11 protein-coding genes are annotated in these 20,618 nt (G+C 34.0%); all 11 read left to right on the forward strand.

The features are described from left to right. Nucleotides 1–7 precede the first annotated feature (7 nt). The 11 genes from DK441_RS07820 (at nt 8) to DK441_RS07870 (ending at nt 20,601) form a co-directional block, all read left to right on the forward strand. Nucleotides 8–1,831 carry a sodium:solute symporter family protein gene (locus tag DK441_RS07820; protein WP_109098221.1) on the forward strand — a complete coding sequence of 608 codons (1,824 nt, stop codon included), beginning with the start codon at nt 8–10 and terminating at the stop codon, nt 1,829–1,831. A gap of 39 nt (nt 1,832–1,870) precedes the next feature. Continuing rightward, on the forward strand, nt 1,871–2,839 hold the full coding sequence (locus DK441_RS07825; protein ID WP_109098222.1) for a glycoside hydrolase family 130 protein: 969 nt from the start codon (nt 1,871–1,873) through the stop codon (nt 2,837–2,839). A gap of 11 nt (nt 2,840–2,850) precedes the next feature. Next, complete coding sequence (locus tag DK441_RS07830; protein WP_109098590.1) at nt 2,851–3,954, forward strand: carbohydrate-binding family 9-like protein; 1,104 nt, start codon at nt 2,851–2,853, stop codon at nt 3,952–3,954. 1 nt (nt 3,955) lies between these two features. Then, on the forward strand, nt 3,956–5,065 hold the full coding sequence (locus DK441_RS07835) for a putative glycoside hydrolase (protein WP_109098589.1): 1,110 nt from the start codon (nt 3,956–3,958) through the stop codon (nt 5,063–5,065). Nucleotides 5,066–5,122: 57 nt separating this feature from the next. Next, complete coding sequence (locus DK441_RS07840; RefSeq protein ID WP_109098223.1) at nt 5,123–7,375, forward strand: GH92 family glycosyl hydrolase; 2,253 nt, start codon at nt 5,123–5,125, stop codon at nt 7,373–7,375. A 94-nt stretch (nt 7,376–7,469) separates the two neighbouring features. Beyond that, on the forward strand, nt 7,470–8,486 hold the full coding sequence (locus DK441_RS07845) for a N(4)-(beta-N-acetylglucosaminyl)-L-asparaginase (protein ID WP_200822836.1): 1,017 nt from the start codon (nt 7,470–7,472) through the stop codon (nt 8,484–8,486). 93 nt (nt 8,487–8,579) lie between these two features. After that, nucleotides 8,580–10,901, forward strand: coding sequence for a family 20 glycosylhydrolase (locus DK441_RS07850; protein WP_370444306.1), 2,322 nt, complete (start codon nt 8,580–8,582; stop codon nt 10,899–10,901). 25 nt (nt 10,902–10,926) lie between these two features. Continuing rightward, a complete protein-coding gene (locus DK441_RS07855) occupies nt 10,927–12,279 on the forward strand; it encodes an alpha-L-fucosidase (RefSeq protein WP_109098592.1) in 1,353 nt (450 codons plus the stop codon). 38 nt (nt 12,280–12,317) lie between these two features. Then, the gene (locus tag DK441_RS07860; protein WP_109098225.1) at nt 12,318–14,654 is read left to right on the forward strand and encodes a GH92 family glycosyl hydrolase; all 2,337 of its coding nucleotides are present in this window, start codon (nt 12,318–12,320) and stop codon (nt 14,652–14,654) included. A gap of 64 nt (nt 14,655–14,718) precedes the next feature. Then, on the forward strand, nt 14,719–17,025 hold the full coding sequence (locus DK441_RS07865; RefSeq protein WP_109098226.1) for a GH92 family glycosyl hydrolase: 2,307 nt from the start codon (nt 14,719–14,721) through the stop codon (nt 17,023–17,025). 462 nt (nt 17,026–17,487) lie between these two features. Beyond that, complete coding sequence (locus DK441_RS07870; protein WP_109098227.1) at nt 17,488–20,601, forward strand: SusC/RagA family TonB-linked outer membrane protein; 3,114 nt, start codon at nt 17,488–17,490, stop codon at nt 20,599–20,601. Nucleotides 20,602–20,618 lie beyond the last annotated feature (17 nt).

Raw genomic sequence — 20,618 nt, forward strand, 5'->3', positions numbered from 1 at the left:
ACTCTAAATGAACCTAGCTACCGTAGATATTGTAATAATTCTATGTTATATTATTATTACTCTTCTTTTTGGATTTTATGTTGCTAAGAAGGCATCAAAAGATATGAAATCGTATTTCCTTGGCGGAAATGAAATACCCTGGTATTATCTCGGATTGTCAAATGCTTCAGGGATGTTTGATGTTTCTGGTACGATGTGGACAGTTACTATTCTTTTTGTCTACGGAATGAAAAGTGCCTGGCTCCCTTGGTTATGGCCCGTATGGAATCAGGTTTTTATTATGATTTTTATGGCCGCGTGGTTACGAAGGTCAAATGTGATGACAGGAGCACAGTGGATAACCTATAGATTTGGATCTGACATGGGTGCTAAATTATCTCATATCATAGTAACAATCTTTGCCGTTATCAGTACTTTAGGTTTTATAGCCTACTTTTTTGAAGGGATCGGTAAATTTGCAATTATATTTTTTCCTTGGGACTTATCTATAGACCTTGGATTATTTGTAGTAGCTTCAGAGCAATCTTATGCTTTGATAATTATTGGTATAACTACTTTATACACTTTAAAAGGAGGAATGTATAGTGTAGTAGGAACAGAAGTCATTCAGTTTGTAATTATGACCATTTCATGTTTGGTTATTGGATATATTGCTTTTACCACTGTTACAGCAGAACAAATTGCCATGGCCACACCAGAAAACTGGAATAATTTATTCTTTGATATGAAATTGGATTTGGATTGGACCGGATATATCGATAGCGTAAACGAAAAGATAGAGAAAGACGGATTTTCTTTGTTTGGTTTCCTATTTATGATGATGATCTTTAAAGGTATTTTTGCCAGCCTTGCAGGCCCCGTTCCCAGCTATGATATGCAACGTGTTTTGTCTACTAAAAATGAAGCCGAAGCCTCAAAAATGAGCGCTTTTACAATCATTGTCCTTTTCGTACCCAGGTATTTAATGATCACCGGCTTTGCTGTACTAGGTTTGGTGTATTTAGGACCAGAATTACAACAAGCAGGGATAGATGTAGATTTTGAAACCATACTGCCAGTGGCCATTCATCGCTTTGTTCCAATAGGTTTTAAAGGGTTATTGTTGGCAGGTTTATTAGCCGCTTTTATGGGAACATTTGCAGCATTTATAAACGCTGCGCCAGCATATATAGTTAATGACATTTACAAGAAATATATCAACCCAAAAGCATCAAATAAAACATATATTAAGTATAGCTATTTATCATCTATTCTTATCGTATTAGTAGGGGTGATTGGTGGTTTTTTTGCATCATCTATTAATGAATTAACCATATGGTTAACCTCAGCTTTGTATGGAGGATATGCAGCAGCAAATGTGCTAAAATGGATATGGTGGAAATTTAATTCTTATGGGTATTTTGGAGGAATGCTAGCAGGACTTATTGCAGCAACAATAGTACCTGGTTTTTTCCCTGATACAACAGCTATTTACTTGTTTCCAATAATTTTATTGATGTCCTTTATTGGTTGCCTTTTAGGAGTAATATTAGGAAAACAAGATGATATAGAGGTGTTAAAAAACTTTTATAGAACCACCAAGCCCTGGGGATGGTGGAAACCAGTTATTGATGCAATACAAAAAGAGGATCCGGATTTTTTACCTAATAAAAACTTCTGGAGAGATATGTTTAATTGCGGTATTGGAATTATTTGGCAAATGACCTTTGTTCTGGTGCCTATGTATTTAATTATAAAAGAATATTATAGCTTGGCTTTTGCGATAGTATTAATGATCATTACATCAGTAATATTAAAGAGAACATGGTATGATAAACTTAAGACAAAATAATACTTTTTGAAAAGTAGTAATATTTATACTAGAAATACGATGAAAAAAGAAATACCATGGCAGGATAAACCTGAAGGATGCACTGATGCTATTTGGAGGTATTCTGCAAATCCCATCATCTCTAGAGATGCTATACCCACTTCTAATAGTATATTCAATAGTGCTGTTGTGCCATATAATGATGGTTATGCAGGAGTGTTTAGATGTGATAATAAAGCTGTACAGATGAATATTTTTGCAGGATTCAGTCATAACGGGATTGATTGGGAAATTAATGAAGAGCCCATTGTCATGGAGGCAGGAAATACCAAAATGATAGCTTCTGATTATAAGTATGACCCTCGCGTTACTTTTATTGAAGATAGATATTGGATTACATGGTGTAATGGGTATTATGGTCCCACTATTGGAATTGCTTATACTTTTAACTTCAAAGAATTTTTTCAATGTGAAAATGCATTTTTACCTTTCAATAGAAATGGAGTATTATTTCCAGAAAAAATCAATGGTAAATATGCAATGTTAAGCCGCCCAAGCGATAATGGGCATACTCCTTTTGGCGATATATTTATTAGTTATAGCCCTGATATGAAATATTGGGGAGAACATAGAAACGTAATGCAGGCAACTCCTTTCGAAGAAAGCGCCTGGCAGTGTACTAAGATAGGAGCTGGATCTGTCCCTCTTCTTACCGATGAAGGGTGGTTGATGTTTTATCATGGGGTAATAAACACATGTAATGGCTTTAGATACGCTATGGGAGCTGCAATTTTAGATAAGAATAGCCCCGATAAGGTAAAGTACAGGACAAAACCATACCTTTTAACACCTTCTGTGACCTATGAACAAATAGGAGATGTTTCTAATGTGATATTTCCTTGTGCAACTCTACAAGATATCGAGCAGGATAAAGTAGCTATTTATTATGGAGCAGCAGATACTGTGGTTGCATTGGCTTTTGGAAGAATAAGTGAAATTATTAAGTTTACTAAAGAAAATTCATTATAGAAATGTTTACAATGAAATTGAAACTTTTTCAAAATCTAATCAATACAATACTTTGTATCATAGTATTAATTTTGAGTAAAACAACTATTATCTACGGGCAAAATGTCGAAAGTAAGATATCTCCAAAATCTTATATCGCGCATTATACCAAAGAATCAATAGATATAGATGGGTCTGCCTTAGAATCTTCCTGGAGTAAAGCAAAATCTACAGAGTTTTTTATAGATATTGAAGGAAGCAAAATCCCGAAATATAAAACTACTGTAAAAATGCTTTGGGATGATGAGTATTTTTACTTTTTGGCAGAAATGGAAGAACCTCATGTATGGGGTAACCTTAAACAAAAAGACACCATTATTTTTTATAATAATGATTTCGAAATTTTTATCGATCCAGATAATGATACACATAATTATTATGAATTTGAAGTTAATGCATTAAATACGTTATGGGATTTGTTTATTACAAAACCATATAGAGAAGGAACCCCGGTATTAAACGATTGGGATGCGAATGGATTTAAATCTTCAGTTAAAGTAAACGGAACCATAAATAACCCACACGATACCGATAAAGGATGGATACTAGAAATAGCTATTCCGTTTAAAGTATTTAGAACCTCATATTATCACAAAAACATTCCGAAAGATAAGTTTTGGAGAGTTAATTTTTCCAGAGTGAATTGGGATTTTGAACTTCAGAATAATAAATACTCCAGAAAGCGAGATAATAAGGGAAAATTTAAACCAGAATACAATTGGGTTTGGTCTCCTATCGGTGTGATTAATATGCATCAACCAGAAGATTGGGGATACGTATATTTTTCCTCAAAAGAAGTGGGAGAAAATGATGATTTCAGAATTCCTGAAGATGAAAAAGTAAAACGATTGTTGTATCAATTATATAGAAAACAAAAGGAATATTTTAAAAAGAATACCCGTTGGGCAAAAACTTTTAAAGAACTAGAAGCCAATGATCTGTTGGTTGATGGAAATAAAGTTGTTAAAACCATAGAAAATCACCAAACAGGTTGGAATATAACAGTGGTAAGCCCAGATACAAAACACCTGTTCATTATTAAAGAAGATGGTAAAATTATCCAAAAAGAAGATTGATATGAAGATGCTCAAAATTATACTCTTATGTACTGTATTTATTAGTGTTAGTTGTAAAACTGAAACTGAAAAAGAAGAAGAAATCGTAAAAGAAGTTGTAGAAGAAGTAAAAACAACATCATTTAAATACTGGACCTGGATTACTGCGAACCCCTCAAAATCAAATGATGAATATAGAGAAGAGTTCAAAAATTATAAAGAAAATGGCATAGACGCAGTATTAATAAATACATTGGCTGACCCCGAAGTTTTAAAGAAACTAACACCTTTAGCCACAAAAGAAGGATTAGAAGTGCATGCCTGGATGTTTACCATGAATCGACCAGGTGACAAAGTTGCTTTAGAGCACCCAGAGTGGTATGCCGTAAGCAGAGAAGGTAAATCGTGCTACGACACACGACCATATGTAAATTATTATCAGTGGTTATGTCCTACCAGAAAAGAATCCAGAGCACATATTTTGGGGTTAGTAGAACAACTGGCAAAGGTTGAAGGCATAACTAGTGTACATCTCGATTATATTCGATATCCAGATATCTATTTGCCTATAGGGTTATTACCAAAATATAACTTAGTACAAGATGAAGAGCTGCCAGAGTTTGATTTTTGCTATTGCGATGTATGTATAAAAACATTTGAGCAAGAGCATCATAAAAATCCAAAAGAAACTAAAAATGTTGCGATAGATATAGAGTGGAAACAATTCAGATTAAATCAGATAAAAAGAGTAGTAGATGAGGCTTATGAAATTGCTCATAAATATGATAAAAAGTTAACCGCAGCCGTATTTCCATATCCCGAAATGGCGGATCATATGGTTAGACAACGATGGGATAAATGGAATGTAGATGAAGTATTACCTATGATTTATCACAACTTTTATAACGAAGAGGTAGATTGGATTGGTTTTGCTACCAAACAAGGAGTTAATGATCTGCAAGGAAAGCAAACTAAATTGCATACAGGAATATATCTTCCTCCTATGAGCGCAGATGATGTATCAAAAGCTATACAATTAGCAAAAGATAATGGAGCATCGGGGATTTCATTTTTTGACGGAAATGCAATAACAGAAGAACAACTAGAGGCAATTAAAAAATCAAAAAAGTAATTCGATATATGAACTTAGTAGGTTTTCAAAATCTGTGAAATCTTATTCATACCAAAAATGAAAAAAATATTCTATTCACATATCATTCTTTTACTATTGTTTTGGTCTTGCAATCAAGAGAAGGTTTCAGTAAATCTACCAGAACAATCATTAACTTCTTATGTAAATACATTCATAGGAACAGATGGTCCCGGCAATACATACCCGGGAGCAACTCTTCCGTTCGGGATGGTACAGTTGAGTCCGGATATAGGAATTCCCGGATGGGATAGAATTGCAGGATACTTCTATAAAGACTCTATAATCAGTGGTTTTTCTCATACACATCTTACCGGGACCGGAGCAGGAGATTTATATGATATTTTGGTAATGCCCACAAATAACAGGTTTTCAAAAAAAATAAAAGAAAACAACTATAAACCATTCTCTACATATAGTCATGATAGAGAATTTGCTACACCAGGATATTATACCGTAGATTTATTGGATTATGGGATTAAAGCAGAACTTACAGCAACCAATAGAGTAGGGATACATAGATACACGTTTCCTAAAGATACTGCAACAGCAATACATGTGGATCTGGGATATGCTATAAACTGGGATAAACCTACTGATACTTATATTGAAAAAATAGATGACAAAACGATTCAGGGATATCGGATGTCTACTGGGTGGGCAAAAGATCAACGAGTCTATTTTGTAATGCAGTTTTCAAAGCCTTTTACGACATATCAAGTGTTTAAAGATGAAGAACTAACTACACTTCCCGTTCAAGGAGCAAATACAAGAATTGTATTACACTATAACACAGAAGAGAATGAACAGGTTATTGTTAAAACCGGATTGTCTACAGCTAGTATTAAGGGAGCCCAGGAATCAATAAATACAGAAGCTCCTGACTTCGATTTTGATCACTATGTTAGAAAAGCACAAGCCATTTGGGAACGTGAATTACAAAAGATTCAAATTACAACTGCAGATGATGATAAGAAGAGTATTTTTTATACAATGATGTATCAATCTATGTTGGCCCCAACATTATTAAGTGATCCTAACGGAAATTATAAAGGAGCTAACGATTCTATTGTAAATGCCAAAGGGTTTAATCGCTATGATACATTTTCGTTATGGGACACCTTTAGAGCAGCACATCCTTTATATACAATAATTCAGCAAGAAAGAGTTCCTGATATGATCCAATCTATACTGGCTCATTATAGAGAAACTGGAGTATTACCTGTATGGTCTATGCAAGGAAATGAAACCAATATGATGATAGGGTATCATGCCGTTCCGGTTATAGTTGATGCATATTTTAAAGATTTTCAATTTGATGCCGAATTTGCTTACAAAGCGTGTAAGGAAAGTGCCATGGTAGAGGATAGGGAAATAGATATTTATAAGAATTTAGGGTATATCCCAGTAGGAGAACATCACGAAAATTGGTCTGTTTCTAAAACTCTTGAATATGCCTATGATGACTGGTGTATCGCTATGTTTGCAAAAGACCTGGGTAAAGAAGAGGATTATATATATTTTATGAAACGTTCTGAGAACTGGAAAAAATTGTATAACCATAAGAATAACTGGATTCAACCCAAAGACACGCTGGGAGAATTTGTAGTTCCTTTTAAACCAAAAGAATATACACCTTTTTATTGTGAAAGTAATGCCTGGCAATATTACTGGTTTGTACCTCAACATATAGAAGGGTTGATAAAAAATACAGGAGGAAAAGAGCGATTTATCCAAAAACTGGATTCAATGTTTTCTTATGACCCCAAACCAGGAGATAAACTACCTATTTTTAGTACAGGAATGATTGGGCAATATGCACATGGTAATGAACCAAGCCACCATGTAGCGTATCTATACAATTACGTAAATCAACCTTCAAAAACTCAGGAATTAACCTATAAGATTTTAGAAGGGCAGTACAAAAATGAACCCAATGGACATTGCGGGAACGAAGATTGTGGACAGATGTCATCCTGGTACATATTTAGTTCCCTTGGGATTTATCCTGTAAACCCGGCGCAAGGAGTATATCATATTACAGCACCAATATTTAAAGAAACCAAAATACATCTATCAAACGGGAAAACATTTTTAATCACGGCTAAAAACCTATCTAAAGAGAATACATATATTAAGAACATAAAATTAAATGGAGAACCACTTGATCGTATGTATATAACACATAAAGAAATTGTAAATGGAGGATTTCTCGAATTTGAAATGAGTAATTCTTCAAATGATGAAGCCTTTAAAAACTCATCCTTACCAGAAGTAAATAAAATATATTGATTATGAAATGAGCCATAATTATTAGGTTAATACCAACCGATATGATCAATGGTGAATTCCATCTGACAATTAAAAGAACAATAAAAAAGAACAGATGAAAATTAACACTAAGTATTGCTACGTATCACTTTTTTTAATACTAACAACTTTTGGTTGTAACACAAATGAAAAAGAAGGAGAAACAACAGTGATTAAAGAAGAAAAAGAAATTAAAAAGAGTATAAAACCTATTGTTATTTCGACCTGGAATCATGGTATTGCAGCCAATGAAGAGGCATGGAAAATATTAAGTAAAGGAGGCAATGCATTGGATGCAGTAGAACAAGGAGTGCGAGTAACAGAAGCAGATCCAAAAAATCAAAGTGTTGGGATAGGAGGATTTCCTGATAGAGAAGGTAATGTTACTTTGGATGCTTGTATAATGGATCATAATAGCAATTGCGGAGCCGTATCCTTTTTGCAACATATCAAACACCCTATTTCTGTAGCTCGAAAAGTAATGGAGGAAACACCCCATGTTATGTTAACTGGCCAGGGAGCATTGCAATTTGCTTTAAACCAGGGATTTGAAAAAGAAAATTTATTAACTCCAGAAACCAAAAAAGCGTACGAAGAATGGTTACAGAAATCTAATTATAAACCCGTAATAAATATCGAAAACCATGATACGATAAGTATGCTGGCCTTAGATGAGGATGGAAATATATCAGGAGCTTGTACAACCAGCGGTGCAGCCTGGAAAATGCATGGAAGAGTGGGAGATTCTCCAATAATTGGAGCCGGATTATTTCTGGATAATGAGGTTGGAGCAGCAGCAGCGACCGGCTTAGGAGAAGCTGTTATTCGTACAGCAGGAAGTGCTATGGTTGTAGAATTAATGCGTCAGGGAAAATCTCCTGCAGAAGCTTGTAAAGAAATCGTAGAACGAATCTATAATAAACATAAGAACCATAAAGATATGGAATACCTTCAGGTGGGATTCATAGCTTTAAATAAAAATGGAGAATACGGAGGCTATAGCTTAAGATCAGGCTTTAATTATGCTATAAATGATATAGAGAAAGGAAACAGACTAGAAGATGCAGCGTTTAAAATGGCTTGGGAAAACTAGAAATGAAGGTGGTTTTATAGATAATACTAGCTCGGGTCTATCAAAAATAAGTATAACAAGGTGTTCAGATTAAATCAACACAAAAACCATATTATGATGAAACAACTCACAATATTCATCACCATTCTATTAGTATTAGGTTGTAAAACCAATGAAAAAAAAATGTATTCAGAAGAGGATATTCATATTATCCCAAAACCAGAAATGGTAAAAATCAACCCTGGAGTATTCGAATTTAATGAAAATACTAGGTTTTTTATTTCAAATGATATATCCAAAGAACCAATTCATGTCTTAAAAGATAATTTTAAAACAGTAGCAGGATGGAATTTAATAATAACAGAAGAACAGCCCAAAAAGAATTATGTAGCCTTTACGATTGACAAAACCAGAAAACCAGAAACATATAATCTTAAAGTAGATAATAATCATATAGAAATCACGGCAAGTAGCCCATCAGGTTTTTCATATGCAATACAAACAATACGTCAATTACTACCTCCCGAGATAGACAGCAAAACTAAATTAGAAAATAGAACCTGGGAAATTCCGAATGTAGAAATTAAAGACGGTCCCCGATTTAAGTGGAGGGGCTTAATGTTGGATATTTCTCGTCATTTTTTTGATAAAGAATACATCAAGGAGGTAATTGATGGTTTAGCTATGCATAAGATGAATGTGTTACATCTGCATCTGGTTGATGATCAGGGGTGGCGAATAGAAATAAAAAAATACCCAAAACTTACAAAGGTAGGAGCATGGAGAGTAGATCAGGAGAGCTTACATTGGAATGCCAGACTACCTGTAAAACCAGAAGATAAAGGGACTTATGGAGGTTTTTTAACTCAAGAAGAATTAAAAGAAATAGTTAAATATGCTCAATCTAGAAATGTAGAGGTTATACCCGAAATAGAAATGCCCGCTCACATATCTAGTGCGATTGCCGCATACCCACATTTATCATGTTTTGAAAATCCAATAGGAGTACCTTCAGGAGGAGTTTGGCCAATTACAGATATATACTGCGCAGGAAAAGAAAGTACGTTTACTTTTTTAGAAGATGTATTAGTCGAGGTTATGGAAATATTTCCTTCAAAATATATACATATAGGGGGAGATGAGGCGACTAAAACTAATTGGGAGAAATGCCAGCACTGCCAGAAACGAATAGCAGAAGAAGGATTACAAAATGAAGAAGAATTACAAAGTTATTTTGTAAAACGAATGGAGAAATTTATAAACTCTCATGGTAAGAAATTAGTAGGTTGGGATGAGATTTTAGAAGGAGGATTAGCTCCAGATGCAACTGTGATGAGTTGGAGAGGCGTAAAAGGAGGACTAGAAGCCGCAGCACAAGGACATGATGTAGTCATGACACCTGGAACTCATTGTTATTTTGATCATTATCAAGGGCCACAAAATGAAGAACCATTAGCAATAGGTGGATACACACCATTAAGTAAAGTATATCAATTTGATCCTGTAGTAGATTCAATGACTGCAGAAGAAGCTGAGCATGTGCTTGGTGGGCAAGCAAACTTATGGTCAGAGTATATCTCCACAAAAGAACATTCCCAGTATATGATTTACCCAAGATTAGCAGCCTTGTCAGAAGCCGTATGGAGTGCTAAAAATCAGAAAGATTGGGATGATTTTTCAAATAGAATGACCAATATGTTTCAGCGGTATGAATTTTTAGGAATTAATTATGCAAAGAGCTCGTATCTAATACGACCAGAAGTCGAAACAAATTTAGAAAAGAAATCAGTTTCATTAACACTACAAAGCGAATACACTAATGCAGATATACGATATGTATTGAACAATAATAGACTAGAGGATACTCCTGTTAAATATGAGAAACCAATTATATTAACCCAAACTACAATAGTTAAGGCATCAATATTTAAGGAGAACAAACCGATTGGTAAAGTATTTCAGGATACCATTGTATTTCATAAAGGAGTAGCCAGTAATGTAGTGTATACTATTCCTTATAGTGATCGATATACGGGAACAGGAAAATCTACATTGGTAAATACCTTAAGAGGAACCAAAAATTTTCAGGATGGGCAATGGCAGGCATGGTTAAAGGATGATATGGAAGTCATCATAGATCTTAAAAAAGAAGATACCATAAATCAGGTAATTGTTGGATCAATGGAACATCAAGGCCCGGGAATATATTTTCCTGTTGCAATAGAAGTGTTTACAGGAATAGATAGAAAAGATTTTAAAAAAGTAGGAGAAGTAAAACGACCTTATGCTGATAATGCAAATATTGAATTAAAAGATTTTAAAATTAATGTTGAAAAACATACAGCAAGATTCATTAAAGTGAAAATAGCAAACTTAAAAGAAAACCCAAGAGGAGGAGATACCTGGTTATTTATAGATGAAATTTTAATTAACTGATAATTAGATATTTAAAATGAATCAGATGAAATGTATAAGAACGATTTGCATGCTTGTTTTGTTGAGTATCGGAAATCCGATAGTTGCACAAAACGAAAAGCCAACAGAAAAAGAACGGTTATCCTGGTTTGAAGATGCCAAACTAGGGGTATTCATTCACTGGGGATATTATGGCGTGAATGGAATTGCAGAATCCTGGTCATTATATCACAAAAAAATCTCATATGAAGAGTATATGAAGCAGGGCAATGGATTTACAGCAAAGCATTATGATCCAGTAAAATGGGCTAAACTGTTTAAAAAAATAGGAGCAAGATATTCTGTAATGACTACCAAACACCATGATGGAGTTTCTCTGTGGGATACCCAATACAGTACTCTAAATGTTAAAGAAAAAACACCTGCAAATAGAGATTTGATAGGCCCATATGTAGAAGCACTTAGAAATGAAGGATTAAAAGTAGGATTATACTATTCTTTATGTGATTGGTCGCACCCAGATTATGATGTTGTATTTCCCAGGCCAGATACTAACAATGAATACCCTCAAAAAGGATTGGAGAACCTAACAAGATGGGAACGTTTTGTTAGATTCTATAAAGGGCAATTAAAAGAGCTAAGTAATCGATATCAACCTGATTTGTATTGGTTTGATGGAGATTGGGAAAAATCAAGTGAAGAATGGAGAGCACAATCTTTAAAAGATTCATTACTATCCTGGAATCCTAAAACCATTGTAAATTCTCGCTTAAAAACACATGGAGATTATAGTACTCCCGAACAAGGGATTCCTGTGGTGAGGCCAAAAGGCCCATGGGAATTTTGCATGACTATGAATGATAATTGGGGGTATTTTCCTTCGGATACGAACTACAAGCCTTTCTCCCAGATTATAAGAACCTTTGTTGAGGTGATAGCCTCAGGAGGAAACTTACTGCTTAATATTGGAATGAAACCAGATGGAACAATTCCTAAAGAACAAGAAGAACGATTAGAAGTACTGGGAAATTGGATTAATACCCATAAAAAAGTTGTTTTTGGCACTAAAGCAGGATTGCCATATGGTCATTTTTATGGCCCCACACTATTAAGTAAGGATACTACAAAATTGTATTTATGCCTGTTTGATGAACCCAAAAATTATATCTCTTTAAAAGGAATTCAGAATAAAATAAAATCAATTAAAGTAGTCGGAAAAGAACAAGAATTAGTTTTTGTTCGAAACGGAGGAGCATCCTGGAACAATATTCCGGGAATTGTAAGAATAGAAGTCCCTAAAAAAGAAAACTTAGATACCTATGTAACTGTTTTGGAGATAGAATTAGAAGGAGAATTAAAACTGTATAGAGGTCATGGAAATGCTGTAGAGTTAAATTAACAATAGAAGGTAGGGTTAATACATAAAAAAAGTAAAAGATGAAAGGTAGACTAATATGGAGTTGTTTGATGGTGATATCAATACTATCCTGTAAAGAACAAAATGTAGAAAAGATAGAAAGTAAAGAAACTGTTCTAACACAAAGTTTGGTAGATTATGTGAACCCATTAATGGGAACCGACTCAGCTTTTGACTTATCTAATGGTAATACCTACCCCGCAATAGCTACTCCCTGGGCAATGAATTTCTGGACACCCATGACTTCAAAAATGGGCGATGGATGGACCTATAAATATGATGAGAATAAATTAAGAGGAATAAAACAGACGCATCAGCCAAGTCCCTGGATTAACGATTATGCGGCATTTTCGATAATGGCCATAACAGGAGATCTCAAGTATAAAGAAGATGAAAGAGCCTCCTGGTTCTCTCATAAAGCAGAAACCGTAAAACCATATTACTATAAGGTATATTTGGCAGATTATGATGTGGTAGCAGAGGTTGCACCTACCGAAAGAGCAGCACATTTTAAATTCACTTTCCCCAAAGCAGATCAATCCTATATTATGTTGGATGCCTTTTTTAAAGGTTCTATGGTAAAAATTATCCCAGAAGAACGTAAGATAATAGGATATTGTAGAAATAATAGTGGAGGGGTTCCAGATAATTTTCATAATTATTTTGTGGCCGAATTTGATAAAGATTTTAACATCAATCATACCTGGGGAGAGGATTGGAAATTGGTAGAAAATTCAAAAGAAAATGAAGGAGAGCATGTGGGTGCTATAATAGGTTTTGAAACTAAAAAAGGAGAAACGATACATGTAAAAATAGCATCATCCTTTATTAGTCCAGAACAAGCACAATTAAATTTAAACCGGGAAATAGGAAACGATACATTCAAACAGACTCAAATAAAGGCAAAAAAGGCCTGGGAAAAAGAGTTAAGTAGAATTAAGATAGAAGATGATAATTTAGATCATATTAAAACTTTTTATTCCTGTTTGTATAGAGTGTTACTTTTTCCAAGGAAATTCTATGAATTCAATGAAAAGAACGAGGTGGTACACTATAGTCCATATAATGGGAAAGTGTTACCAGGTTATATGTTTACGGATAATGGATTTTGGGATACCTTCAGAGCAGTATTTCCTTTTTTCAACATGATGTATCCAGAATTGAATAGCCAGATAATGGAAGGGTTAGTAAATACCTATAAAGAATCAGGGTGGCTCCCCGAATGGGCTAGCCCGGGACATAGAGATTGTATGATTGGTTCTAACTCTGCACCCATAATAGCAGACGCATTTTTAAAAGAAATTCCTAATATGGATGTAGAAACCTTATTCGAAGCGATCCTCAAAAATGCGACAACATCAGAAGGGCGTCCCTTATCTAATGGCAAGGAAATCCGCTCTGTAGGAAGAGAAGGGATTGATTATTATAATAAATTGGGATATGTCCCATATGATGTTAATATCAACGAAAATGCAGCAAGAACCTTAGAATATGCATATGCAGATTTTACCATTGCTAAAATGGCAGAAAAACTAGGAAAAAAAGAGGTCGCGAAAACATTCTATGAGCGATCTAAAAACTATAAAAATTTGTTCGATCCTACTACTAAATTAATGAGAGGTAAGAACCAAGATGGTAGTTTTCAATCCCCTTTTAACCCTTTAAAATGGGGAGATGCCTTTACCGAGGGCAATAGTTTGCATTATACATGGTCTGTTTTTCATGATATAGAAGGTCTGATTCAATTGATGGGAGGGAAACCTGAATTCGAAAAACAATTGGATCATGTGTTTAATATGCCGCCAGAATTCGATGCTTCCTACTATGGGTTTACAATCCATGAAATTAGAGAAATGCAAATTGTAAATATGGGAAACTATGCTCATGGAAATCAACCTATCCAACATATGATTTACCTCTACAATTATGCTAATGCTGCGTATAAAACTCAGGAAAAAATACGAGAAGTATTAACTAAACTGTATTCTGCAACACCAGATGGATACTGTGGAGATGAGGATAATGGTCAAACTTCTGCCTGGTATGTTTTTAGTGCTTTAGGGTTTTATCCGGTTACCCCGGGAGTAAACCAATATGTAATAGGAAGTCCATTGTTTAAGAAAGTTACAATTACATTAGAAAATGGAAATGAATTTGTAATTAATGCTCCAGAAAATAATCAGGAGAATTTTTATATTCAATCGACTTCGTTAAACGGAGAAACATATCATAATAGTTATTTGGATTATGAAGCAATTCAGCAAGGAGGTCGTTTAGATTTCAAAATGACTAATACTCCAAATAAAGATTGGGCCAACTCAAATGAAGAAGTTCCCTATTCTTTAAGTAAGGAATAGTTTTAATTATAAAAGAGACCTTCATGGATTACATCTCGAAGGCGTTATATAAAGATTAGAGAAGATGAATAGTATTGTTTTTAAAAAGACGTATTTTTTGAAGCTATGGGTAATAATTATAGTATTGTTTTTTTCTTGCCAAGAGAAGACTAAAGTAGAAAATACAAAAGAAAATAATACATCTAAAAAGTTGTCAATTGATGTGACAAAGTATGTAAACCCGTTTATCGGAACCTCAAACTTTGGAACAACTAATCCAGGGCCAATTGCAGTACGAGGAATGGCAAGTGTATCCCCTTTTAATGTGGCAGGAAAACAAAATCTTCCTTTAGAAAAAGATAGCCGTTGGTTTTCTACACCTTATGTTCACGAAAATAAGTATTTAACAGGTTTTAGTCATGTAAATCTTAGCGGAGTAGGATGTCCTGAATTGGGTGTGATTCTCGCAATGCCAACCACAGGAGCGATTGAAACTGATCATTCTTTATATGGTAGTACGTATTCTAATGAAATTGCAGAAGTAGGCTATTATTCTAATATGCTGGATAAGTATACTATTAAAGTAGAAACAACCGCTACGACCAGAACAGGAATAAGTAAATATACTTTTCCAAAAGGAGAATCTAATATAATGCTCAATCTGGGATTAGGACTTACCAATGAGCAAGGAGGAATGATCAAAGTAGTATCTTCAACAGAAATTGAAGGAATACGTGCTGTAGGGTCTTTTTGTTACTATAAACCCGAAGAAGCATATCCAGTGTATTTTGTAGCTCGATTTTCAAGACCAGCAGACGAATTTGGAGTGTGGAAAAAGCCAAAGAAATACAAGGGAGTTGAAGCACAGTGGATGGGGTATAATGGAAAAGAAAGAATAAAGAAAGGATACACAAAAGAGGTAGTAGGAGATAGTATTGGAGGATATATGAAGTATCATTTTGAAACTCCTACACAAGTAGAAATGAAAGTAGGAATCTCGTATGTAAGTATTGAGAATGCCAGAGAAAACCTGGAAAAAGAAACTTTAGATAAAACTTTTGATCAAATTAGACAAGAAACCAGGAAAAATTGGAATCAATACTTATCAAAAATTGAAGTAGAAGGAGGAAAAAAAGAGGATAAAGTAAAATTCTATACAGCCCTATATCATACGCTTATACATCCAAATACTCTGAATGATGTAAATGGAGAATACCCTAAAATGAAAACCAGGGAGACTTTAAAAACAGAAGGAACGCGATATACTGTTTTTTCACTTTGGGATACCTATCGAAATTTACATCAATTGATGAGTCTAGTATATCCAAAACAACAATCAGATATGATCAAGAGCATGTTGCAAATTTATGATGAAACAGGATGGCTACCTAAGTGGGAATTAAATGCAACAGAAACAACAACTATGGTTGGAGATCCTGCAGGAATTATTATTGCAGATACTTATCTCAGGGGAATTAAGGATTTTGATGTTGAAAAAGCATATAAAGCTATGCTCAAAAGTGCAGATCAATTGGATGATAACCCGCTGCGTCCCGGTATCAAAGACTATATCGAAAAAGGATATCTCACCACAAAAACAACTAATAGCGGATCGGTATCTACCACACAAGAATACAATATTACAGATTTTGCCATAGCGCAACTAGCTAAAGAACTGGGAAAAGAAGAAGATCACTTACGTTTTTCAAAGCGGTCATTAACATATAGGAAGCTTTTTGATAAAGAATTTAATTTATTACGACCTAAAAATGATGATGGAAGCTGGTTAGCGCCTTATAATCCTGATACAGGGGCTAATTTTGTAAAAAACCCTGGATTTATAGAAGGAAATGCATGGCAATATACTTTTATGGTTCCACACGATATCTCTGGGTTAAAAAAACTTATGGGGGGTGATCAACCATTTTTAGAGCAATTACAGAAAGTTTTTGACAATAAGCAATACGACATGGCCAATGAGCCAGATATAGCATACCCTTTTTTGTTTAACTATATAAAAGGAGAAGAATGGAGAACACAAAAAACAGTCGATGAACTTTTAGAAACGTATTATAAAAATACTCCGGATGGGTTACCAGGAAATGATGATACTGGTACTATGTCTGCATGGGCTATATTTTCGATGATGGGGATATATCCAATTTCTCCAGCCCAACCCATATATACGTTTTGTACTCCAAAATTTGAAAAAATTACGATTCATTTAGATAAAGAATATTATAAAAATGATAAGATCGTAATCACCTCTACTATTCCTGAAAAAGTATCTTTTATAGATACAGTAATTGTAAATGATAAAGAATGTCAGGATTATTTTATCTCACATCAGGAATTAATTAGCAAAGGAAGATTACAGTTTGTTTTGAAATAGAAGTGATTTAGACTTTTTTGATTCTGGCGAAAAATAATTGTTTTTGATTAATTAAAGTGTTTTTTGCACTTCATAGTAGCACTACAGAGTAAGGAAAACGCGAAAATTGAGTGAAAAAAAGCATTTTTATAGCGAATTGAAAAAAGCTTAAATCACTTCATAGTAAAGATAAACTAGTTTACTATTTGATATAAAACATGAAAAGTATTAATTCAATTTGGTTTTTATATCATTGGATAATGATCATATTAAATATAGAAATAACTGCATGAGAAACTATAATATGAAAATGGTATGATTTGAAAACGATTGATTTGTCAATATCTACAAAATTTTATGAATCAATTCGATGTTATCTAACCTTTTTGAGTTGTCATTGATCGAAAAATTTATATAAAAAATTAACATTAGAGTAACATTTGTACTGTCGATATAGAAATAAATTAACTAAAAGAAGATAGTATGATTGATAAATTACTGATTTTTTTAACAATTGTGTTGTGTTTGTCAAGTAATGTAACATTAGCACAAAGTAAAAAAACCGTTTCTGGTATTGTAACGGGTGAAGACGGGATACCACTAGTTGGGGTGAATGTGATTGAAAAAGGAACATCTAATGGTACATCAACAGATTTTGATGGGAATTATACTGTTGTAGTTTCGGATCCATCGGGTATATTAATATTTTCTTCTCTAGGATTTGTAGAAAAGGAAATCCCTATAAATGGGCAATCCGAAATTAAGGTGTCATTAATTGAAGATACTGAGCAATTGGGCGAAGTTGTTGTTACAGCTTTGGGAATTAAAAGAGCGAGAAAATCTCTAGGGTATTCTGTGCAAGAAGTAAAAGGTGCTGATGTGTTAGAAGCAAGAGAGAATAATTTGGCAAACTCAATTTCTGGTAAAGTAGCCGGACTTCAAATTGTAAGAGGGAGTAATGGCCCAGCAGGTTCTTCAAAAATTGTATTAAGAGGAAATAGCTCTCTTACAGGAGACAACCAACCATTAATTGTAGTTGATGGAATACCAATGAACAATTTTACAGGAGCTACCGAAAATGATTTTTTCAATCCCTCACAGGATTTAGGAAATGGTTTAGGAGATTTAAACCCAGAAGATATAGAAAGCATTTCTGTGTTAAAAGGAGGGGCTGCTGCTGCGTTGTACGGGTCACGTGCAGGAAATGGTGTGATACTAATTACAACGAAGACAGGAAAATCAAAACAAGGACTAGGGATAACATTTTCTGCAACTACAGGATTTCAAAGTATATTTTTAAAACCAGAAATTCAAAACTCTTACGGACAAGGAACAAACGGAGTTTTTGAAAATCAATCAGTTTCAAGCTGGGGACCAAAAATAGAAGGACAATCAGTAGAGGATTGGGAAGGGAAACAAGTTACCTTAAAAGCTTATGATAATTTAGACCATTATTATAACGGAGGATTTAATCAGACGTATAGTATTTCATTTCAGCAGCAGGTTACCGATGCAACATCAGTTTATTCTTCGATAAATTTTTTAAATGATGATAGTAATATCCCGGGAGCTACTCTAGAAAGACTAAACTTATTAACAAGAGCAGTATCTAAATTTGGTAAAGAAAACAAATGGACTACAGATGTTAAAGTACAATATACCAACTTAAAAGCAGAAAACAGGCCGTTAAATGGAACAAATATCAGTAACCCCTATCGTACGGTGGTATTATTACCAAGATCATTAAATATTGCAGAATTTGAAATGCATACAGATCAATCAAATAATATGAGATGGTATTTGGATACTAATGCAGTAAACCCATATTGGTCAACAGAGAAGAATTTAAGTGAAGATTCAAGAGATCGTTTTTTATTAAATGGCTCATTAAAGTATGAAATGACCGACTGGTTAAGTGCTGAGATTAAAGCAGGTGCCGATTTGTATACTACTAACGCAGAGTCTAAATTGTATTCTGGTAGTCCCCTTTCTAATACCGGGAGATATTCTTTAGGGAAAAATACATTTATAGAAAAAAATTATAGTGCTTTACTTACTGCTTCAAAGAATAATATTGTCGGAGAGTTTGGTGGTGTATTGACTTTAGGAGGAAACTTAATGTCCAATAGAGTTAGTGGATTAAGTTCTAATTCTGGAGATCTAGAAGTTCCAAATTTATTTTCATTAAATAATGGAATAAATAATGCAACTATAGAACAAATTTTTAGTGAAAAAAAGATTAACTCTCTATATGGTTCATTGCAATTAAACTATGGAGGTTATTTCTTTGTAGAGGCAACTGGACGTAATGATTGGTCTTCTACATTAAGCAAAGCGAATCGATCATTTTTCTACCCATCTATCAGTACTTCTTTAGTGTTTACAGAAATGTTTAATGAATTACCAGAGTGGTTAAATTTTAGTAAAATAAGAGCTTCATATGCTTCGGTAGGAAATGATCTAGATGCATATAAACTCTATAATTTTTATACAATAGGGAGCGATCCCAATGATAATACAACGGCCACTAGTGGTGATGTCTTATTTAATTCTGATGTGAAAAATGAATTGATTAAAACGTTAGAAGTTGGATTTGAAGGACGATTTTTTAATAGTCGCTTAGCTATTGATTTTGCGTGGTATAAATCTAATGCTACTAATCAATTAATAGAGATTCCTCTAGATCCATTAAGTGGTTTTAATTCTGAAATAATTAATGCAGGTGATATACAAAATGAAGGGTATGAATTAGGGATAAGTGGAAAAATACTTGATAACCTGAAAGGGTTTTCATGGGATGCAAATCTTAATTACTCAACCAATGAAAATACGATACAGGAACTTACAGATGAGGTCACAAAATATCGTTTGGGAGGATTTGATAATTTATCGATCCTGGCATTTAAAGGAGGAGGTTATGGTGAAATATGGGGAACCAAATATAGAAGAGTAGAAGATCCATCTAATGCAAATTTTGGTAAAATAATTGTTGATGGAGATGGATTGCCTTTGGCAACTGAAGAGAGTTTCAAATTAGGAAATCAACAACCAGATGCAATGATTGGGTTTTCCAACACATTTACGTATAAAAATATATCCCTTGGGTTCTTGATAGATGCTCGTTTAGGAGGAGAAATCTTTTCAGGAACAAATCTAGCACTACAAGAAGCTGGTAATGCAGCTGTTACGGTAGTAAACGGAGAGAGACAAGATATCTTGGTCGATGGAGTAGTAGATGATGGTAGTGGTAATTTTACAACAAATACAGTAGCTGTTTCTCCTGAGAATTATTGGACAGCAATTACAGGTAGATCTGGTAATTTAGGGATAAGTGAAGCTAATATTTATGATGCCACGAATATTCGATTAAGAAATGTAAACTTAAGGTATTCTCTTCCATCTAAATGGCTAGAAAAAATAGAAATTCAAAAGATGACATTAGGAATTTCTGCTAACAATGTTTGGATGATTAAAAGTCATTTAAATGGTGTTGATCCAGAATCAGTTTATGCAACCTCAACTAATGCTACAGGTTTTGAAAGCCTTTCATCTCCAACAACACGTAGTATAATTTTGAATGTATCGGTAAGTTTTTAAAAATTTAATATAGTTGA

The sequence above is a fragment of the Aquimarina sp. AU58 genome (genome assembly GCF_900312745.1).
GTDB lineage: Bacteria > Bacteroidota > Bacteroidia > Flavobacteriales > Flavobacteriaceae > Aquimarina > Aquimarina spinulae.